We start from the raw sequence: 20413 nt of genomic DNA on the forward strand, positions 1-20413 counted from the left end.
GTGGCCAAGGCCACCTTTTTTTTGCATCGAGAAATGGCTTATTTCTTAGCCAACTTCTCCTTGATGCGGGCCTTACGACCAGATAGCTCACGCAAGTAGTACAACTTGGCTTGACGGACATCACCGCGACGTTTAACGGTAATGCTCTCTACAAGCGGGCTATAAGTCTGGAAGGTACGCTCTACACCGATACCGTTCGAAGTCTTACGAACGATGAAGTTAGAGTTTAACGCACGATTCTTCTTGGTGAGTACAACACCTTCGAAAGCCTGCAGACGCTCACGATCACCCTCTTTTACTTTTACCTGAACGACAACAGTGTCGCCTGGGGCAAAAGCAGGGATCTCTTTTGACATTTGCTCTTTCTCGATAGCATTTACAAGTGGATGCTTGTTGCTCATTTTGTTCGCTCCTAGTTAACCCGTATATAGGGCACTAAAAAAATTTGACAGCTTGTGCTGCATAATAAGTAGAAGCACTGGTCAGATAGGATGAAGTCATCGCTATTACACCATGGTCTCGATTCCGAGGGTCTCACGACCATCAGCTGCTCGAGTCCTCATCGTCAGCCAGCTCGCGGAGTATCTCCGCTAACAATCTCTTCTCTTCGTTTGTCGATTCGCGCCCCGCCAATAGCTCAGGTCGTCGAAGCCAGGTCCGCGTCAGTGACTGCTTTAAGCGCCATTGACGAATCTTTTCATGGTTGCCGCTAAGCAACACATCGGGCACCTGAACGCCCTCTAATACCTCTGGTCGGGTGTAATGCGGACAATCTAGCAAACCATCGGAAAACGAATCCTGCTCAGCAGACAATTCATGCCCCAACACACCAGGTTGTAATCGGGCTACCGCATCAACCAAAGCCATCGCCGCCAATTCGCCACCGCTGAGAATAAAATCCCCTAACGACCACTCCTCATCGACCTCAGCCTCGATCACACGCTCATCGATGCCCTCATAACGCCCGCAAACTAATACCATGTTCGGCCTTGCAGCCAGCTCTTCAACACCACGCTGATCCAGCTTCCTCCCCTGCGGTGAGAGGTAGATAACACGGGGCTTAACACCCTCGCTAGCAACCTGCTCACGTGCTGCACCGATAGCGGCGCGCAGCGGCTCAACCTTCATCAACATACCGGGACCTCCGCCATAAGGACGGTCATCAACAGTACGGTGTCGATCGTGGGTGAAATCTCGCGGATTAACCGTTTGCACGCTTAATGCCGCCTGTCTACACCCTCGCCCAGTTACCCCGTAATCGGTGATAGCCTGGAACATCTCGGGAAAAAGAGTCACTACGCCAATTTTCATCGACTAAAACTCTGGATCCCAGTCTACGGTCATACGCCCCTGCTCTAGATCGACATCGAGAACATACTGCCCAGGAATATAAGGAATTAAACGCTCCTTATCATCCAGGCTATTCTCACAACGGCTGACAATCAGCACGTCGTTAGCGCCGGTCTCTAACATGTTGCGCACAGCGCCCAACAATACTTCACCACCTTCGGGTAAGCGACTGTAAACCTTAAGATCCGTCAGCTGATACCAGTAGAACTCATCGTCCTGCAGCTCAGGTAACTGATCAATAGGCACACTCAACTCACAACGAGTGTAGTGGCGAGCCACTTCGCGATCATCAACACCAACAATATGACCAACAATGGCCTTGCCGTGTTTGCGGCTCTGATCAAACTCAATCGTCGCATCGCGACCATTCAGCTTGGTAGTAAAACTTTTATAGCCAAGGATGTTATCCATCGGCTCGGTGAATGAGTGGATCTTAACCCAACCTTTCACACCATAAACACCGGAGATCTTACCCACCACGATGCGTTCTGATGCTGCTTTTTCACTCATTACCCGTACCACCCGTATCGATTAAGCAGCAGCGCTTGCAGCGTTTTGCTTAATTAGGTTAGCAACACGCTCACTAACCTGTGCACCCTTAGCGACCCATGCGTTGATAGCATCTTGGTCAAGGCGGATACGCTCTTCGTTACCACGTGCTACTGGGTTGAAGAAACCCACACGCTCGATGAACTTACCATCACGGGCATTACGGCTGTCGGTGACAACCAAGTGATAAAACGGGCGCTTCTTAGAACCGCCGCGAGATAGTCGAATAGTTACCATTGAAGGATTCCTATAAACGTCTTTAAAAGTATGTTTTTAACACCTAAATCAACCAAGCCAATAGCTGACAATAGGCGGTCGCAAATTATACAGACTTTTACGCAGAAAGGGAGGGATATTTCATCATCGCCACGAGCGGGCAAATAAAGTAGGAGAGAAATACTAGAGCAGGATGTTTTTATTGTTTTTTTTCAAAAAGATACAAGAGATTGACGCCTTCGACTTAAAGGCGCCAATTGAGCGTATTTAATGGGCGATTACTTGAACATGCCGCCGGGAGGCATGCCGCCGCCGCCACCCATCATGCCGCTCATTCCGCGCATCATGTTGGCCATCCCGCCCTTGCTCTTCATCTTCTTCATCATCTTCTGCATCTGCTTATGCTGCTTCAGCAAACGATTCAGATCCTGTATCTGCGTACCCGAGCCCATTACAATACGACGCTTACGGGAGCCGTTCAGTAAGTCAGGGTTGCGGCGCTCCTTAATCGTCATCGAGTTGATGATCGCCTCCATCTGCACGAACATCTTGCCATCAACCTGTGATGCAGCTGCCGCCTGTGCCGCACCATTCATACCGGGCATCTTTTCTAGCATACTGCCGATACCACCCATGTTCTTCATCTGCTGCAACTGATCACGGAAGTCTTCAAGGTCAAATTTCTTGCCCTTCTTAATCTTCTTAGCAAGCTTCTCTGCCTTCTTCTTATCGATCTTCTGCTCGGCTTCTTCGATCAGCGAGAGCACATCACCCATGCCGAGAATCCGAGAAGCAACACGATCAGGGTAGAAAGGTTCGAGCGCGTCGATTTTCTCGCCCACACCCATGAACTTAATCGGCTTGCCAGTAATATGACGCACAGACAGCGCCGCACCACCACGCGAATCCGCATCCGCCTTGGTCAATATCACACCGGTTAGCGGTAGCGTTTCGTGAAAGGCTTTTGCCGTTGTAGCCGCGTCCTGACCGGTCATGGCATCGACAACAAACAGTGTTTCAACAGGGTTTATTGCCGCATGCAGGGCACTAATCTCCGCCATCATCGCCTCATCGATGGCTAGACGACCTGCCGTATCAACGAGCAATACATCATAGAACTGCTGCTTCGCGTGGGCGATTGCGGCATTAGCAATCTCCACAGGCTTCTGCTCTACCGTTGAAGGAAAGAAACCAACGCCGACCTCTTCCGCCAGCGTCTCCAACTGCTTAATCGCTGCCGGCCGATAAACGTCGGCACTAACGACCAAGACCTTTTTCTTTTCACGGTCCTTCAAATAACGCGACAGTTTCGCAACCGAGGTAGTCTTACCCGCCCCCTGCAAACCCGCCATCAAGATCACCGCTGGTGGCTGCGCCGAGAGATTGAGACTCTCGTTGGCTTCCCCCATGATTGATTCGATTTCACTCTGAACAATCTTAACGAACTGCTGGCCAGGGTTCAGGCTAGAAGAGACTTCCTGCCCGACAGCGCGCTGCTTAACCGCTTCAACGAAGTCTTTGACTACGGGTAGCGCAACATCGGCCTCCAATAGCGCCAAACGCACTTCACGCAACGTCTCTTTAACATTATCTTCGGTTAAACGAGCCTGACCGGTAACCTTTTTTAAGGTACCGGAGAGGCGCTCCTGCAAGCTATCAAACATGGCAGTCTCTCTGCTATATCATATCGGTGTATGGAGATTGCCATCCGCTCCGCAGAGCGTAATCATGCGGCAACCTACCCTGTAAACTCTACTACAGTCACCGGCCGCCTAAGATAAGGCCTACCAACACCACAGCAGTAGATAATAAATTTGGCCAGCAAGTATACCCGACCCGTGACGACATACACAGCCCTTAAACCAAACCTGACCTTTAGCAAATTTTCGTAATGCGCGCGTAAATTATCGTCACACCGACTGATAATCAACGACATTAGCGACTATTCACCCGCCTTCATTTATGCCAAAATCCCTCTTTGTTTATAACAGTCGCAAAATCAACTATGTCGCTAACTATTATCAGCACCTGCGCCGTCACGCTCTACATAGCCTGTTCTTTATATCTGGGCGGCCAAGCGTGGCATGGCGTCAAGAGTCCGAAGCTCGGCTTAACGGCTATTATCTGCGGCTTCATTGCCCTTACTGGGCACGGCTACGTTCTGCTGCATACTGTCTACGGCAGCTGGGGCATCGACTTTAGCGTACTTAAAGTCGCTTCACTGACATTCTGGTTCTTGACCCTATCGACATTGATCAGCAGCCTGCGCATCCCCGTCACTAACATACTCGTCCCTCTGTATCTAATTGCCGGCTTCACCCTCGTTGCAGCCCAGCTGCTGCACACCGAGCCACAACCTATCCCCAATATTACTTTTGGTATCAGCCTACATATTCTACTATCCATTCTGGCTTACTGCGTCTTCACCATCGCCGCCATGCAGGCCGTTACAATCGGCATCCAAGACAAGTTACTCAAGAACCACAAGACACTCGGCTTAATTAACACCCTGCCACCTCTGCAGACGATGGAAACCTTGCTGTTTGACGTCCTCTGGGCGGGCCAACTGCTACTGACACTCGCACTTGCCGCTGGCCTCTACTCTAGCCAAAATGCCGCCGAGGTACTAACCACGCACAAAGTCGTCTTTGCGATCATTGCCTGGCTAGTATTCTCAATACTGCTCTGGGGGCGTCACCGTCTTGGCTGGCGCGGTAAAGTGGCCATCCGCTGGACCCTAGTCGGCTTTCTCTCACTCATGCTGTCCTATTTTGGCAGCAAGTTTGTCATCGAAGTCATCCTCAGCTGACCCGCAACAAGGTCAACGTGACATAAATTGCTAAAATATAACCGTCAGATTACTAAAAGCAGTTGAAGTCGCCGGTTTTATTTTGCAACATACGGAAATCCCCCTACAGAGGTTACACCCTTCTTGAACGAAGCCCCGCTAGAGGTGCTCTTTTGCATCTTAATCATCCTAATATTCTGCTCCGCCTTCTTCTCTAGCTCTGAGACGGCCATGATGTCGCTTAACCGCTATCGACTGAAACATATGGTCGGTAAACAGCATCGTGGAGCAAAACGCGCCCAGCAGTTACTTGAACGCCCGGATCGCCTGATCGGCCTCATCCTCATTGGCAACAACCTCGTCAATATTTTCGCCACCTCGCTAGCCACAATCATCGCCATGCGCCTCTATGGCGACGCCGGGGTTGCTATCGGCGGTCTGCTTCTGACACTGGTCATCCTACTTTTTGCCGAGGTAACACCAAAAACCCTTGCAGCGCTCTACCCCGAGCGAATTGCCTTCCCCGCCACCCTCATTCTCAAACCCCTACTGAAGTTTTTTTATCCACTCGTATGGTTTGTTAACGTACTCAGCAACGGCATGCTCAAGATGATCGGCGCCCACGCCGAAGGTGCCGACAGCCAACAGTTATCTCGAGAAGAGCTACGCACCATTGTCAACGAAGCTAGCCCACACATCACCAGTCGCCACCAAGGTATGCTGACCAACATCCTCGACCTTGAAAACGCCACCACAGAGGACATCATGGTGCCGCGTAACGAGGTGTTCGGCCTCGACCTCGATGACGATGACATTACACTCATCGAGAAGATCCGCAGCAGCGAATTTACCCGCCTGCCACTCTACCAAGGTGACATCAACAACATCAAAGGTATCGCACACCTACGCCATGCTAGCCTATTCTTCGACAAGCAGGGGCGCTTTGATCGCCAAGCTCTCATCGAAGCGAGTAGCAAGCCTTACTTCGTTCTTGAAAACACCCCTCTGCACACCCAGCTATTCAACTTCCAACAGCAGAAGAAACGCCTAGGCATTGTCATCGACGAGTACGGTGCCGTACAAGGCCTTGTCAGCCTCGACGATATACTCGAGGAAATAGTCGGTGAGTTCACCTCCAACATCGCCGATAACGTCGAGGAAATATTTCCGCAGAAAGATGGCAGCTACATTATCGATGGCACCATTAATATTCGCGATATAAATAAATCCCTCAACTGGGAACTCCCCACTGACGGTCCCAAGACCCTCAACGGTTTACTACTAGAGTACTTGGAAACGTTTCCAGACGCTGACGCTGGGCTGCGCATCCAAGACTACGGCTTCGAGATAATGGAGATCAGTGACAATATTATTCAGGCTGTTCGTGCCCGCGCACTACCCGCAATAGAAGAAAATTAGACAATAAAAAAGCCCCTTAAGGGCTTTTTTATTGCTAATAACGATCACTAGAGTATCGCACCGTCGTCAGCGCGTCGCTGACGACTCAGCGCCAGAACCTCTTTTTTCTCCACCTCGTTATAGCAACTCCACTGCGTTATTTCCTCCGCACTGCGATAACAACCCTCACAAACATCTTCGGGGTTCAACACACAGATCGACACACAAGGTGACACCACTTTCTTATCACTCATCAGCTGCAGCCTGAAAACCATTGTTATAACGCACTGCCTTCTGCACATAGTGCATGGCATTAAATTTAAGACCGTCGCGCTGCTCCTCACTGAGCTGACGCTTAATTTTACCCGGCGACCCTACCACCAAGGAGCCATCCGGCACCACCATCCCCTCTGGGATTAACGTGTTAGCACCAATAAGACAACCACGACCAATCTTCGCACCATTGAGCACAACCGCGTTGATACCAACCAGCGTGTCATCTCCCACCGTGCAACCATGTAACATGGCCTTATGGCCGATGGTCACTCCACGCCCAATCACCATGGGAAAGCCGGCATCGACGTGCAATACCGCACCGTCCTGCACGTTACTGCCCTCACCTATTTCAATTCGCTCATCATCGGCCCTGACCACACAGTTAAACCAGATACTCACACAACGCTGCAGCACGACATCGCCGATAAGCGCAGCGTTAGGCGCCACAAAGTGACCCGGCCCCAATAATGTCGGCGAAATATCTTCTAATCGGTACATCATGAACATTTCCTCATACCCGTACAGCCTCATCGATAATCAGTGCGACCTTTCCCGCCATCAATTATCACGACAGAAAGCGGTCATTAAAGCGACACACTAAAGACAAAGCTATTCATTTTATTATTACTTTATCACTAAACGATATGTCAGCTTTTTTAAAGCCACTATCGACTCAGCAATGAGACTTGTAACGACAACAAAAACGTTTATTGCTCAATAAAATACAATTCTAAGCCCGTTTTGTATACGAGATTCTTGCGTCGATACGAGCCTACCACTTTACGACCACCTGCTCTCTAGCGGCACACAGTCATCACCGCTCGAACTAAAGTTAGCAGTAAGCAGGACAGAAACTGCGATATAGCATCATCCAGTTCCCGCAGAAGACAGCCAGACAATAGGTGTGACCATGGCGCGTAACCTACCCAACTTGAGCGTATTACAACAGATGGCTCGTGACGACCCGGCAGCACTTGAGCGCCTGCGCAATGAAATGGTCGAGCAGCTAATCAATGATGCCCCAGAGAGGCAGCACCGCCGCCTGCGCGGCCTACAATTTCAAATTGATGCCATACGTCACAGCAAGCGCTCACCATTGAGACGCTGTCAGATCCTCTCTGAGATGATGCTCGAGTCATTTGCAAAACTGGACAGTGAACTTAACAGGCTCTCCAACAAACGCAGCAAAGCAGCTCATCGAGAGAACAACACAACCAGCACAAAGGTGCTACCGTTTCAACGCCGTCATTAAAAGTCTTCGCACAACAACACATCATAAGCGGGCTCCTCATAGGGGTGCGTCCGCCTGAACGCCGCAACAACATCACGAACAGATTCATCGGCACAGACCATCTCTACGCGATACTCCGCCACCTGCTCGAGACACCCACAATCACCGACAAAAGGTTTCGCAGCAGAGCCCGGCATGAACTGCCCCTGCCCCAACACCTGCCAACAACAGCGACTATAGTCACCTACCCTACCGGCACCAGCGGCAAACATCGCCTCTTTAACAGACTCTAAGTGTGATTCAGGCACATAAAAACAGATTTTATACATATCTCCCCCCTTATAAAAAACCCCCGAGAGCGTTACAGCTGTCGGGGGTTGCTAGCACGCTGCTCTCAGCTACTAGACATAGTCTGGCACGTCGATACCCTGGGCGGCATAGAACTCCGCACGATACTCTTCGAAGCGGTCATCATCGAGCGCCTGGCGAATATCCGCCATGACTTTCTGGTAGTAACGCAGATTATGAATCGTGTTCAGTGTCGAGCCCAATATCTCCTTGCACTTATCCAGGTGGTGTAGATAGCCGCGGGTATGATGCTTACAAGTATAGCAATCACACTCTGGATCCAACGGCTCCGTGGAGTGCTTATGCTTAGCATTGCGAATCTTCAATACTCCCTGGGAAGTAAAGATATGGCCATTACGGGCATTACGGGTCGGCATAACACAGTCAAACATATCCACCCCTTTACGCACGCCCTCAACGAGATCGGATGGGGTTCCAACCCCCATCAGGTAACGCGGCTTGTCGGCGGGCATCTTGTGGGCGAGGAAGTCCAGCACCTTAAACATCTCTTCCTTCGGCTCACCAACAGAGAGGCCACCGATCGCAAGACCATCGAAGCCGATCTCACAAAGCCCTTTGATCGATTGCAGACGAAGGTCCTCATACATGCCGCCCTGAATAATACCGAACAATGCCGAGGGCGAATCCCCGTGTGCAGTACGAGAACGCTTCGCCCAGCGCATCGACATCTCCATCGAGTCTTTGGCTTCTTTGTGCGTCGCCGGGTGCGGTGTACATTCATCAAAGATCATCACAACATCGGAGCCCAAGGCGCGCTGCACCTCCATTGAACGCTCAGGCGTCAACACCACCTTGTCGCCGTTCACCGGCGAGCGGAAAGTAACCCCCTCTTCGGTAATCTTACGCATCTTGCCTAAACTAAAGACCTGAAAGCCACCTGAGTCAGTCAAAATAGGCTTATTCCAGCCAGTAAAGTCATGCAGATCACCGTGTTCAGCGATAATTTCCGTGCCAGGGCGCAGCATCAGGTGGAATGTGTTACCCAAAATAATCTCGGCACCAATTTCCTCAATATCACGCGCCATCATGCCTTTTACTGTGCCATATGTCCCGACAGGCATAAAAGCAGGAGTCTCAACCGTTCCACGGGGGAATTTAAGCCGCCCTCGACGCGACAAGCCGCGCTGATGATCAACCTCAAACGACATGAAACACTCATCACGCCCTTCGGTGTGGAAACCCTCAAAACTGTCGCGGTGCTCAACACAGGTGCAGCTCTTTTCGTCATTCTGGCAAGACATCGTCTTACTCCTCACTTAACTCATTAATTCTGTAAATAATTACCTTCGAGACAGCGCGCTATTGCTGCTGATGCTCTCGGAAGCCCCTCGATGGCTGGATTGGCGTGACAAACATCGCATCGCCGTAACTAAAGAAGCGATAGCCCTCCTGCACAGCCACATCGTAGGCCTGCATCACCTGCTCCCTACCTGCGAGGGCACTGACCAGCATGATCAGCGTCGACTCGGGTAGGTGGAAATTCGTCAGCAACGCATCAACAACGGCAAACTCATAACCCGGATAGATAAAGATATCGGTGTCACCACTATAGGGCGCTATGATACCACCGTTCTTCGACGCCGCACTCTCCAGGCAGCGAACCGAGGTGGTCCCCACCGCAATGACACGCGAACCACGGGCATGCGTCGCCTTCACCTGCTCAGCAACCTCGGCGGAGACTTCGATGTATTCCGCGTGCATATGATGCTCAAGAATGTTGTCGACCTTGACCGGCTGAAACGTGCCTGCACCAACATGTAAGGTGACAAAAGCAAGCTGTACACCCTTTTGCTGAAGCGCTGCCAGCATCGCCTCATCGAAATGCAGGCCCGCAGTCGGCGCCGCTACCGCGCCCTCTTTATTACTGTCACTGTAAACCGTCTGATAACGCTCACCATCTGCCGTCTCGTCGGGTCGATCAATATAAGGTGGTAACGGCATATGCCCGAGCTGCTGTAACAATTTGAAAACACTACGGTCATCATCAAAGCGTAGCTCAAACAGAGCGTCGTGACGCGCGACTACCGTCGCCGTGACCGCGGCATCACGGTCGGTGCCCAACAAGATCTCAGCCCCCGGTTTTGGCGAACGCGAACTGCGCAGATGGCAGAGCACACTATGCTCGTCCAGCACACGCTCGACCAAAATTTCCAACTTACCGCCGCTGGCCTTCTGGCCATATAGTCGCGCTGGAATCACTCGCGTATCGTTGAATACTAGTAGATCACCGGCATCAACCTGCGCTAGCAAGTCAGTGAAGCCAAGGTGCTCCAATCGACCAGAGTCCTCGCCGTGCAAGCGCAATAAACGGCTGGCACTACGCTGTTCCGTGGGATAACGTGCGATTAACTCATCGGGGAGTTCGAAATGGAAGTCAGATAATTTCATGGCGTTTCTGCTACAGATTATAAGCGCTCGCAATGGCGCCGCGACGTTCAGTCAAGATGAATAATATAGAACCGAGCGGACTTTATAGGAAAATACTGACGGAGACCACCTCTAGACACAATCGCGCAGAAGTTTTCTTATTGAAAGGCTTGCACTTGCTTTGCCGATTGGTATACTGGCGCCCGTCTTCAGCGATGGCCTGCAAAGGTAGCATCAACATGCTGAAAAGACTGTGCCAGCATGGTGGAATCGGTAGACACGCCGCATTCAAAATGCGGTTCCGAAAGGAGTGACGGTTCAAGTCCGTCTGCTGGTACCATATTTCAAGAGCCCCCTAGCTTACTGAGTTAGGGGGCTTTTTTATTAGCTAAAATAATACAAAGTAATTCTAAAGCTGTGCCTACACACTGCTTCCGCCTGCCCTACGACATCCAGAACAACGTAAATAAGCAATGAAGCTACCCCTCAAGTACTAACAATGATTCCGTACTAGAGGGTAAAAAAATATAGGCTAATATCGCGTAGCAAACCTCAATGTCAACATGATCTCGGGATAGCCTTGCACGAAAACAGGGGGCTAAGTATGTAGAGAAGCCATGATACCGGAAGTATTCAACACCTTTTCGATACTTAGATGGCCAAAGCACTGCTGCTGACTATAGGTTAGCGATAACCTGGCTCACCTTTTCTTCATCCACACCATACTGAGGCTTTGCTTTCTCTTCCTCATCCATCCACAGCGGCTTCTTCTTAAAGCCAAGGTGATAGACCACCGCCTCGAGCACAACCTGGTGCTCTCCAATACGAATGACGGAAAAACTCCGCTCCATGCCGATAATTCGACCCTTAGGGAAATCGGTAAGGCAGCGATTTATCTGTGCCATCTTTTTCTTATTGTCCTCATCCGTCGGCATCTTATCCGGCGTGGTGGTACCAACGACAATACGCTCAATATGCCCAACTTCGGTAATGTCAAACGTATTCACCTCTGCAGAACTATTACCAAACATCATCTCTCCTTATTTTTATCAGAACAGGCCCCGACACGAACGTGCGAGGCCTATTTATCACCGTAGCCTAACAACGAGGTTTAAACTGTACCTTGCGCTGTAGCATCATCTGCCTTAATAGGAACGATACACTGCTGCAGGATGTCCAAGACACGAGACAAACCTTCAGGCGTACCTGATTGACGCGCCTTCACGCTGACATCGTATTTTGCCGAGTTATCAGACTGACGCTGCGTCTCCTTGCTAGAAGAAATAGAACCGTGCGCCTTTACACTGACACTAACAGGACCAAACTTGGCCTCGACCGCAGTATCAACGCTCGCATCTTTCTTTTCGCTAGTATTTTCACTGAATGAGGATTTCACCTCCATCATGAAATTAACGTCAACCTCAGTCACCTGCAGCGTTGGCACAGAGACAATGGAGATAAAAGGAATAGAGACTTTGTAGTCTGTATTCGTAATCTTACCACCGATATTCTCCGGCTTCGTGAAGCCAAAGTCGACCATGCGAACCTTGTCATTTTCGAAGCCAACGTTTGTAATAAAGTCAGAGGTCGCCGCGGCCAACGTCACTTGCGCATCACACGCCGCCTTAAGCGGTGACCCAATGAGTTGATCCATCGGCAATCCGCCGAACTGTTCTGCCATACTTACTAATTCACCCATGATTTATCTCCTATGATATATGGGGCTACTATATTAGCCTAAGAAGCTCATTCTGAAGTCTCAGATAACCTTCTGTCGGCTCACCACTCTCAAATTCAATCTCGATACTCGCCTGCTGTCTTCCTTGCTTGGAAAACAGGCTCGCACCTAAGACATCAGCTGAAAGAATCTTCCTTTTTCTTTTTATATCGCCGCTCCCCATGGGTGGCTTATCACCTCTATCGGCATATAGCCCTGAGCCCTCCTCAGACATAGTTGCCTGCGACTCACGAGTATCAACAGTCTCGATACCACTGAGATCTACCTGAAACTTCGAGATAAGTTTTTTAATCTTTATTGGGTTGTTTTGCATCAGAGTTAACAGAGGCATCTCCAACTCTCTATCGACAATTTCACCCTCTGCACGTTTAGCAATATCTTCGGGGTGGAGCGATGGGATCTTGAACTTAACCATCTTAGGGCGGCCGTCTTCATCAAACCACTCCTGTATATTATCCATGGTCTGACGCTCAATTTTATCTTGAGTATCAGTCACCGCATTCATAATTGACTCGACAAGATCATGCAAAGATATTTTTTTATTGGCCATTTAAAGACTCCAAATATAATTCCTTTCGCCGCCGCCGATAAAACAAAAAAGGCAGCTCTGCATTTGTGCTACCTACACTAATGAGAAGAGGAGCACATTACTGAGACAAAACGAGCAAGCTTCCCTGCAAAACATACGATAGGCCACAAAAAACAAATACCTTGCAAAAACATAAACAACAGAAAACGACCAATAAAAAAGACTAAAAACAAAAAACGAACTCGCCAAGAAACCAAAAAACAAAGAAAATAAAAAATAATTACCAATATTTCACGGCAATAGCACAGCAGAAGGCTATTTAAGCACTAAGATAAACAACGCAGGGGAAATCAGAAGGCACTACAACGATAAAAAGACAAATAACATAAGTTAGGCTGACGACAGTTCGTTACTAGTTACATCAGGCAACACCGTGTCACTAGCCACCAAAAGGTTATGGGGCTGTATATTAAACTCCACGCGGCTCTGGCGAGCCGCATGGTTTTACATGCATCCTATCTAGCCCTATCGGCTAGTCCCACTTCAGCGACACCCCACTCTGATACTCTGTCACACGAGTCTCAAAGAAGTTCTTTTCTTTGCGCATGCTAGCTTGTTCATCCAGCCAGCTCAGTGCATTAGTCGCGCCAGGAAAGGGCTCTTGCAAACGCAGCTGCTTTGCACGCCGGTTGGCGATAAAGCGAAACTGCTGCTTATGCTCCTCGGCTGAATAACCGAGGATGGGGTCCTTAAGAATATAGTCGGCATAGTTCTGCTCAGCAGCGTCGGCCTCCTCCCACATCGTACGAATCGCACGCGGGTCGAGCGTCACCTTTTCTTCTTTCATTATCTGCTTCACGACACGGATACCAAAGGCACAATGCATCACCTCGTCACGCATAATGTATTGCAACTGCTCACCAGTCCCCTTCATCAAGCCCCGTCTCTGCAGGGCAAATATAGGGCTAAAACCGTTATAAAACCAACAGCCCTCAAAAATACCGGCGAAGAAAATATACGCCATGACGAACTGCTCGAGATCGTCACGGTTACGGAGATCAATATCAGTCGTGAGCACCGACTCCAAACGCTCGTTTGCCAGCTTTATTTTTCCATAAATTGCGGGGACAACACGGTAGCGATTATAGATTTCACTCTGCTCGAGACCAATGGTCTCGATACAGTGCTGATAAGTCCAAGTATGCATTGCCTCCTCATAGACCTGCCGAGCCTGGTAAATCTGTAACTCAGGTGCCGTCATCTTTTCCATCACTGCCAGGCCGATATTACGCATAGCCATAATGTCAGAGGTCGTTAGATAAGAAAGTACATTCTCATAGACATGCTTTTCTTCCTGCGTCAGTTTGTGATGATAATCATGTACATCCTGCGACATATTAACATCGAGCGGTGTCCAGTGATTTTTATTGGCGTTAAGGAAAAACTCCCAGGCCCATGGGTATTTAAACGGGGCCAATTGATTAACATCCGTCATACCGTTAACGACACGCTTATCCTCTGCGTTGACCGGTGATAGACAGTCGTTACTGCTCGACATAACACCTGAGGCTATTGCAGAAAGTGACTCGCTTGAGCCAGTATGATCAGCGGCGGTATTCTTACGGTTTACCTTTTTGCTATTCGCCGACGGCATTGCAGCCGCCAATGGGTCATCCCAATTTAGAATCGTCATCTTTTCTATCTCACTCTCTAATACTGTTGAAAACACTATTCATTCGACAGCGCCCCCGCTCAACGGGGGCACCTCAACAACACACAAAACAAATTATTGGCAGGCCTCACATTCGGGATCGAGTATCGAGCAAAAAGCAGCCTCTTCCTGTCGCTCACCAAGGTCGAATTCTTTCTCTGCCGGCTCTATCAACGGCTCCTCCACCGGGTGGCTAGCCTCCGTATTTTTTTCCATGTGTGTCGCGCCCAACGAGCGAAGATAATAGGTAGTCTTCAGACCTCGTGTCCAAGCTAGCTTGTAGAGATTGTCGAGCATTTTTCCTGAGGGCTCGGCCATGTAAAGATTAAGGCTCTGCCCCTGGTCAATCCACTTCTGACGCCTCGAAGCCGCCTCAACCAACCAGCGGGAGTCTATTTCAAAGGCCGTCGCAAAACGCGCCTTCAACTCTTCCGGCACCCGCTCAATTTGACTCAACGAGCCGTCGTAATATTTGAGGTCATTCACCATCACCGAGTCCCATAGACCAAGTGCTTTCAACTCCTTGACCAACCACGGGTTGATCACTGTAAATTCACCGGATAGGTTCGATTTAACAAAGAGGTTTTGGTAGGTCGGCTCTATCGATTGAGACACACCGACAATATTCGAGATGGTCGCTGTTGGTGCGATAGCCATAACATTCGAGTTACGCATCCCGTGCTGCGCAATCAGCTCACGCAGCGGCTGCCAGTCGAGTTCACAGTTATCGTCTAATATGGCGTAACTCTCACCGCGCTGCTCGCGCAGAAGCTGTAGAGAGTCAATCGGCAATACACCCTGCTGCCACAGCGAGCCCTGATAGCTTTCATAACAACCACGTTCCTTGGCGAGCTGTGCCGATGCCTCGATAGCATGATAACTAATAAGCTCCATCGACAAATCGGCAAACTGCACGGCCTCAACACTGCCATAACAATAACCGAGTTGATAGAGCGCATCTTGAAACCCCATCACTCCCATACCAATGGGACGATGCTTAAGGTTAGAGTTTCTCGCCTCTTTGACCGCATAATAATTAATATCAATAACGTTATCGAGCAACCTTATTGCAGAATGAATGGTTTTTCGTAAACGTTCTCGATCCAGCTCGCCATTTACAATATGGTTCGACAAGTTAACCGAGCCGAGATTACAGACTGCAATCTCATCCGAGGCTGTATTCAACGTAATCTCGGTACAGAGGTTCGAGGAGTGCACCACCCCAACATGTTGCTGTGGCGATCGGATATTGCACGGGTCTTTAAAGGTGATCCATGGGTGCCCCGTCTCAAATAATGACGCTAGCATTTTTCGCCACAGCTGCTTGGCTGGTACCGTTTTACACAGCGTTATCTCACCACGCTCGGCCATCGCCTCATAGTGATGATAGCGCTCAACAAACGCCTGGCCGTATAGATCATGCAACTCAGGCACATCACTTGGCGAAAACAGCGTCCACGATTTATCCTCAAATACCCGCTGCATGAACAGATCCGGTATCCAATTAGCGCTATTCATATCGTGGGTACGCCGACGCTCATCACCGGTATTTTTACGCAGGTCTAAGAATTCTTCGATATCGAGATGCCAGCATTCAAGATAGGCGCAGACAGCGCCTTTACGCTTACCTCCTTGATTGACGGCAACAGCACTATCGTTAACGACCTTCAAAAAAGGCACCACTCCCTGAGACTGACCGTTAGTCCCTTTAATTACCGAACCCATTGCTCGCACAGGCGTCCAGTCGTTACCTAAACCCCCGGCCCACTTCGATAACAAAGCGTTATCTTTAATCGCATCATAAATCCCCCCTAAATCATCGGGCACAGTACTCAAATAACACGACGACAACTGCGGGCGCTTACTCCCTGCGTTAAATAATGTCGGTGTCGAACACATATAATCAAACGATGAGAGCAGCTCATAAAATTCAATCGCCCGCTGATCTCGATCCTGCTCATGTAACGCCAAGCCCATGGCGACACGCATAAAGAAGACCTGCGGCAACTCTAGGCGACTCTCACGCCAGTGCAAAAAATAGCGGTCATAAAGCGTCTGCAGGCCAAGATAGGTAAACTGCAGATCACGCTCCGGCTTAATGGCTTCGCCCAATCGCGCCAAATCGAAGCAGAGTAGCTCCGGCGACAACAACTCCAAGGTAATACCCCGCTCAATCGAGGCCAATAGTGTCTGCGGGTAATACATCGCCTCCAGGCCAACCGCGCCAGCAGAAACTTCATCAACAGCGAGAAAGCCTTGCACCTCCTCCCGCAGAGCCTCCAACAACAAGCGTGCGGTGACTTGTGAATAATTCGGCTCTTCATCGATCAAGGAGCGGGCCGCCATAATCAACGCTGTCGCCACATCTTGCTGCTTAATACCATGGTAGAGGTTCCCCTCGGCGTCGTTTAACAGCCGGGCCACATCAACATCGTCCAAGCCACTACAGGCCCAACCAATCACAGCGCTCAAACGCCCTCGATTCAACAACGACTCGGAACCATCGGCATGGGCAACCCGAATACCGATCTGAGCCTGCTCTTGTTCTTGTTCCGTACGACGATACGCATGCTCCTCCCTGTAGAGTACGTAAGCCCTCGCGACTTTGTGTAGCTCCTTGCGCATCAAACCCAGCTCAACCTGGTCTTGTATTTCTTCAATATTCACCGCCCCGCCGTCGGGGCGGTAGCGGCTAATACGTTGGCCGATCTCATCGACCAACTGGTCTACCGTCTGCTTAACTCGGCTAGAGCCTGAGGCGGCCTGCCCCTCTACCGCTAAAATCGCCTTAGTGATAGCCGTAGCGATTTTGCTAGCTTGATAAGGTGCCGGCTGGCCGTTGCGTTTAATAACTTGAATAGTCGGTTCGGAGTAGCTGTTAAGCTGCTGAGACATGATCATCACCTGTGTAATACCGCGTATCGTTAACTCCCTCCGCGATAACACGTCATAGACGCGGCGAAGAGAACAACACACTCACAGTAAACTCAGTATTACGCCCAACAGGCTGAGACCGAATCACACAGTACTGGCAAACGAACGACCATAGTCGAGGCGACTACGGCATCGTCAATGATGCGCAGGGTGTCTTCTCATCACCTGTTTCGCGAAGGCATGATATCCCCATTGGCAGACCGTTAGTTTGTCTGTCGCAATAGGCACTTTGACAGGTCTTCGGACTCAGGAGCGAGTTTATGAAAGCCGATAATCTCTATCGTCCCACACAATCACCTACAGCGACGGCTTCCCATTGATCGTTGATCAACAGTGCCTGAGTGTCAGCAGCCAATGCTTTGGCGATAACTTGCACTCGTGTCGCGTTCGTTCTCCCATACCGCTGCGCGTCAGTTCCGGATTCACACCGGATTCCCTCTTCGTCTTACGCTGTATACATGCCATGTCTCCTGGCGGAAACCACAACATGTGCGCAAAAATCAAAGCACCGACACAATATAGGCTATTCCATCTAATGTAAAGCCTGAAGTAACAGCTGTCTTCTAAGCTCTACAGAAGGCGCCGGGCTGTGACATAACAGCGGCTCAATGATGACTGGCGATGGCCAGTAGCGAGCCGGCAGCGATGAACAGGCTACCAAAAATACGGTTTTGCAAACGAATATGGCGCTCATTCTTAATCAATTTAACCAGCTTACTCGCCAGCCAAGCGTAGCCCATCATTACCGTCATATCGACTGCTATCATTGTTCCCCCCATAGTCATCACCTGCGGAAACTGAGGACGCCCTGGCAGTAAAAACTGGGGTAATAGCGCCACCCAAAAAACAATCGCCTTAGGGTTTGTCACATTAACGACGAACGACTGGGCAAGCAGCGATGACACTGAACTAGGCCGCCCCTGCCCCTCAGCCAAATCAAAACTTGTCGTCTCAGTAAACTTACGATACCCCAGGTAAATCAGGTAGCTCACCCCCATCCACTTAATAACCGTGAAAGCAAAGGCCGACTGCGCCAACAGCATACCCAGCCCCAACCCGACAACCAGTATATTAAAAGCATTGCCAAGCTGCAGACCAAGATTGGCAATAAAGCTCATCTTAAAGCCATAGTTCATGGTATTTGACATACTGTTCACCGCACCAGCACCCGGCGATAACGACAACACCATACAAGCAAGAAAAAAACTAACCCAGACATTAAAATCCATTATGCACCTCAGACTTACCCATCACTCCAACCCTCACCATGGCTCAAAGCAACGCCCTAGAAGGGCAAGCTGTATCTTCAAGCACAGGTGAAAAACTTGCGCGAAGTATACGTGCAAGGTAGATTGATGATAATACGTCACCAATAGAAAAGGCTTTTGCGCTGTGAGCACAAATAAAGCGATTCACTTACTACACGAAATGGCCGTCTTCGTCCGCGTTGTGAAAACGGGTAGCTTCTCCGAGGCGGCCCGTCAGCTAGGCAGCTCCCCCTCCTCGATAAGCCGAAGTATCAAAAAATTAGAAGAGGCTCTCGACGTTTGCCTGTTATTGCGCACGACGCGTAAGCTCCGTCTCAGCGATAGCGGTGAGGCCGTCTATCAACGCTGCTTAGAGATGGAGTCTGCCGCCGTCGCAGCCGTTGACTGCACCAAGCAATATACCGAACAGGCAAAAGGGCTACTGAGGATTTCTGCCCCAAAGGCTACCGGTCTCTATATCATTCATCCGCACATTGCAGAATTCCTACGTCTCTATCCTCAAGTTGACGTACAGCTCACCCTCGATGATATTGAGCTCGACATGATCGACAACGACATCGATATACAACTTCGCATGACCCAGACACCACCACCGGGACTAATGGGACGCAAGCTGCTCAACATCGACTTCGTCGTCTGTGCATCACCACGCTACCTTGCTGAACGGGGCACGCCGCAAAAACCGCAGGATCTTGAATCACACAGTTGCCTCTCCATTGGCCAGGAGCCCGGTGACTCAAAGTGGCGTTTCAAACGCGGCCAAGCAAGTCATGTCGTGCAGGTACAAGGACGTTACATCGCCAACCATACTGGTGCGAGACTCGATGCCGCACAGCAAGATATTGGCATCGCGATCCTGCCTCGCTTTGTCGCAGAAGCAGCCATTAGCTCCGGGAAAATTATTCAACTACTCCCGGACTGGAACCCACAGACGGCGTACAGCGGTGACCTCTGGCTACTCTACGCTGCCAGCCGCCATCAACCACCTCATCTACAGGCTTTCGTACGTTTTATCGCGGAAAAGATAGCCGCGAAGTAATTACAGCATAGCCAGTAACATCACCATTGATCATGACTTAAGGCTGAATAATTCGCTTTCTTTAAAGGATAACCTTTACTTACCCATGGATTTACAAACTGCTCAGACAGAGGTAGCAAATCACGGCATCAATTTCCTCTTCACTCATTCTATAAGGCTCAGCAACCTTCCTCGCAGACGGTTCACCGACGTTAGTCCTATGTACACCTCCAACCACCACATCCTCATAAATAAACCAACCTTCCAAAATCAAGAAATAATATCGGCACTTTTCTAAAATCATAGCAGCCAACGTTGTAAAATTAGCACGATCAACAACCGATGAGTGACTATCCGCGCCTTCAACTGGTGTACATCGCAGCCGGAAAAATAATTTATTTCCCTTCATTAACAAGCTCCATAATATTTTATAAGGCGAAACCACACCGCCACTAAATGCTTCCATGCATTGATTTGTGATGACATTTAGCAACACCACGATTAAACACCTATTAAAGTTTTTAAGATTCGTCTGTTTGAATGAGAGACAAAAAACAACTAAAAAACTCATAGCAGCCTATTACTGCATCGCAAGATAACAATAATATATTGCCAACAGATGACGATATCTCTGGAAAAAGCTTGTCCACTGATCAATTGAATAGTCAGCG

The 20413-nt window shown here is 49.7% G+C and carries 21 protein-coding genes, 1 tRNA gene and 1 riboswitch; of the genes, 5 read left to right on the top strand and 17 right to left on the bottom strand.

What is annotated here, in order from left to right; all coding sequences use genetic code 11:
- Positions 1-38: 38 nt before the first annotated feature.
- From rplS to ffh, 5 genes are all read right to left on the bottom strand, one after another.
- Positions 39-401, bottom strand: coding sequence for a 50S ribosomal protein L19 (gene rplS, locus EDC56_RS03640; RefSeq protein ID WP_123711140.1), 363 nt, complete (start codon positions 399-401; stop codon positions 39-41).
- Between the two features lie 142 nt (positions 402-543).
- Complete coding sequence (trmD, locus tag EDC56_RS03645) at positions 544-1311, bottom strand: tRNA (guanosine(37)-N1)-methyltransferase TrmD (protein ID WP_123711141.1); 768 nt, start codon at positions 1309-1311, stop codon at positions 544-546.
- Between the two features lie 3 nt (positions 1312-1314).
- Positions 1315-1860: a ribosome maturation factor RimM gene (rimM, locus tag EDC56_RS03650; protein WP_123711142.1), complete on the bottom strand. Its 546-nt coding sequence runs from the start codon at positions 1858-1860 to the stop codon at positions 1315-1317.
- Between the two features lie 21 nt (positions 1861-1881).
- On the bottom strand, positions 1882-2136 hold the full coding sequence (rpsP, locus tag EDC56_RS03655; RefSeq protein WP_123711143.1) for a 30S ribosomal protein S16: 255 nt from the start codon (positions 2134-2136) through the stop codon (positions 1882-1884).
- A 257-nt stretch (positions 2137-2393) separates the two neighbouring features.
- A complete protein-coding gene (ffh, locus tag EDC56_RS03660) occupies positions 2394-3779 on the bottom strand; it encodes a signal recognition particle protein (protein ID WP_123711144.1) in 1386 nt (461 codons plus the stop codon).
- A gap of 341 nt (positions 3780-4120) precedes the next feature.
- Between ffh and EDC56_RS03665 the strand changes: the two genes are divergently transcribed.
- Positions 4121-4924 (top strand): cytochrome C assembly family protein, encoded by an 804-nt coding sequence (locus EDC56_RS03665; RefSeq protein ID WP_123711145.1) that lies wholly within the window; start codon positions 4121-4123, stop codon positions 4922-4924.
- A 123-nt stretch (positions 4925-5047) separates the two neighbouring features.
- Positions 5048-6322 carry an HlyC/CorC family transporter gene (locus EDC56_RS03670; RefSeq protein WP_123711146.1) on the top strand — a complete coding sequence of 425 codons (1275 nt, stop codon included), beginning with the start codon at positions 5048-5050 and terminating at the stop codon, positions 6320-6322.
- 47 nt (positions 6323-6369) lie between these two features.
- Here EDC56_RS03670 and EDC56_RS03675 read toward each other — a convergent pair whose 3' ends face one another.
- Positions 6370-6555: a DUF1289 domain-containing protein gene (locus EDC56_RS03675; RefSeq protein WP_123711147.1), complete on the bottom strand. Its 186-nt coding sequence runs from the start codon at positions 6553-6555 to the stop codon at positions 6370-6372.
- The gene (locus EDC56_RS03680; protein ID WP_123711761.1) at positions 6548-7078 is read right to left on the bottom strand and encodes a gamma carbonic anhydrase family protein; all 531 of its coding nucleotides are present in this window, start codon (positions 7076-7078) and stop codon (positions 6548-6550) included. Before EDC56_RS03680 ends, EDC56_RS03675 begins: the two co-directional genes overlap by 8 nt.
- Before the next feature lie 409 nt (positions 7079-7487).
- On the opposite strand from EDC56_RS03680, the gene EDC56_RS03685 reads away from it, so the two are divergent.
- The gene (locus tag EDC56_RS03685; RefSeq protein WP_123711148.1) at positions 7488-7829 is read left to right on the top strand and encodes a DUF3135 domain-containing protein; all 342 of its coding nucleotides are present in this window, start codon (positions 7488-7490) and stop codon (positions 7827-7829) included.
- Here the strand turns inward: EDC56_RS03685 and EDC56_RS03690 are convergent.
- The 3 genes from EDC56_RS03690 to queA form a co-directional block, all read right to left on the bottom strand.
- Entirely contained in the window at positions 7826-8137 is a 312-nt protein-coding gene (locus EDC56_RS03690) for a YqfO family protein (RefSeq protein WP_123711149.1), read from the bottom strand. The two genes, EDC56_RS03685 and EDC56_RS03690, sit on opposite strands and share 4 nt — an antisense overlap.
- A gap of 72 nt (positions 8138-8209) precedes the next feature.
- The gene (tgt, locus tag EDC56_RS03695) at positions 8210-9325 is read right to left on the bottom strand and encodes a tRNA guanosine(34) transglycosylase Tgt (protein ID WP_123711762.1); all 1116 of its coding nucleotides are present in this window, start codon (positions 9323-9325) and stop codon (positions 8210-8212) included.
- 151 nt (positions 9326-9476) lie between these two features.
- On the bottom strand, positions 9477-10565 hold the full coding sequence (queA, locus tag EDC56_RS03700) for a tRNA preQ1(34) S-adenosylmethionine ribosyltransferase-isomerase QueA (RefSeq protein WP_123711150.1): 1089 nt from the start codon (positions 10563-10565) through the stop codon (positions 9477-9479).
- A gap of 234 nt (positions 10566-10799) precedes the next feature.
- On the opposite strand from queA, the gene EDC56_RS03705 reads away from it, so the two are divergent.
- Positions 10800-10884 (top strand) — tRNA-Leu (locus EDC56_RS03705).
- A gap of 337 nt (positions 10885-11221) precedes the next feature.
- Here EDC56_RS03705 and EDC56_RS03710 read toward each other — a convergent pair.
- The 6 genes from EDC56_RS03710 to rhtB form a co-directional block, all read right to left on the bottom strand.
- A complete protein-coding gene (locus EDC56_RS03710; protein ID WP_211333546.1) occupies positions 11222-11575 on the bottom strand; it encodes a hypothetical protein in 354 nt (117 codons plus the stop codon).
- An 80-nt stretch (positions 11576-11655) separates the two neighbouring features.
- Positions 11656-12243: a DUF2589 domain-containing protein gene (locus EDC56_RS03715; protein WP_123711151.1), complete on the bottom strand. Its 588-nt coding sequence runs from the start codon at positions 12241-12243 to the stop codon at positions 11656-11658.
- Between the two features lie 28 nt (positions 12244-12271).
- Positions 12272-12832 (bottom strand): DUF2589 domain-containing protein, encoded by a 561-nt coding sequence (locus EDC56_RS03720; RefSeq protein WP_123711152.1) that lies wholly within the window; start codon positions 12830-12832, stop codon positions 12272-12274.
- Positions 12833-13343: 511 nt separating this feature from the next.
- A complete protein-coding gene (locus EDC56_RS03725; RefSeq protein WP_123711153.1) occupies positions 13344-14504 on the bottom strand; it encodes a ribonucleotide-diphosphate reductase subunit beta in 1161 nt (386 codons plus the stop codon).
- Positions 14505-14597: 93 nt separating this feature from the next.
- A complete protein-coding gene (locus tag EDC56_RS03730; RefSeq protein WP_123711763.1) occupies positions 14598-17417 on the bottom strand; it encodes a ribonucleoside-diphosphate reductase subunit alpha in 2820 nt (939 codons plus the stop codon).
- Between the two features lie 253 nt (positions 17418-17670).
- Positions 17671-17956: riboswitch (cobalamin riboswitch) on the bottom strand.
- 105 nt (positions 17957-18061) lie between these two features.
- The gene (rhtB, locus tag EDC56_RS03735; RefSeq protein WP_123711154.1) at positions 18062-18685 is read right to left on the bottom strand and encodes a homoserine/homoserine lactone efflux protein; all 624 of its coding nucleotides are present in this window, start codon (positions 18683-18685) and stop codon (positions 18062-18064) included.
- 163 nt (positions 18686-18848) lie between these two features.
- On the opposite strand from rhtB, the gene EDC56_RS03740 reads away from it, so the two are divergent.
- A complete protein-coding gene (locus EDC56_RS03740) occupies positions 18849-19763 on the top strand; it encodes a LysR family transcriptional regulator (protein WP_123711155.1) in 915 nt (304 codons plus the stop codon).
- Positions 19764-19854: 91 nt separating this feature from the next.
- On the opposite strand, the gene EDC56_RS03745 is transcribed toward EDC56_RS03740, so the two are convergent.
- A complete protein-coding gene (locus EDC56_RS03745; protein ID WP_148059299.1) occupies positions 19855-20241 on the bottom strand; it encodes a hypothetical protein in 387 nt (128 codons plus the stop codon).
- Positions 20242-20413 lie beyond the last annotated feature (172 nt).

The sequence above is a fragment of the Sinobacterium caligoides genome (assembly GCF_003752585.1).
Classification (GTDB): Bacteria; Pseudomonadota; Gammaproteobacteria; order Pseudomonadales; family Sinobacteriaceae; genus Sinobacterium; species Sinobacterium caligoides.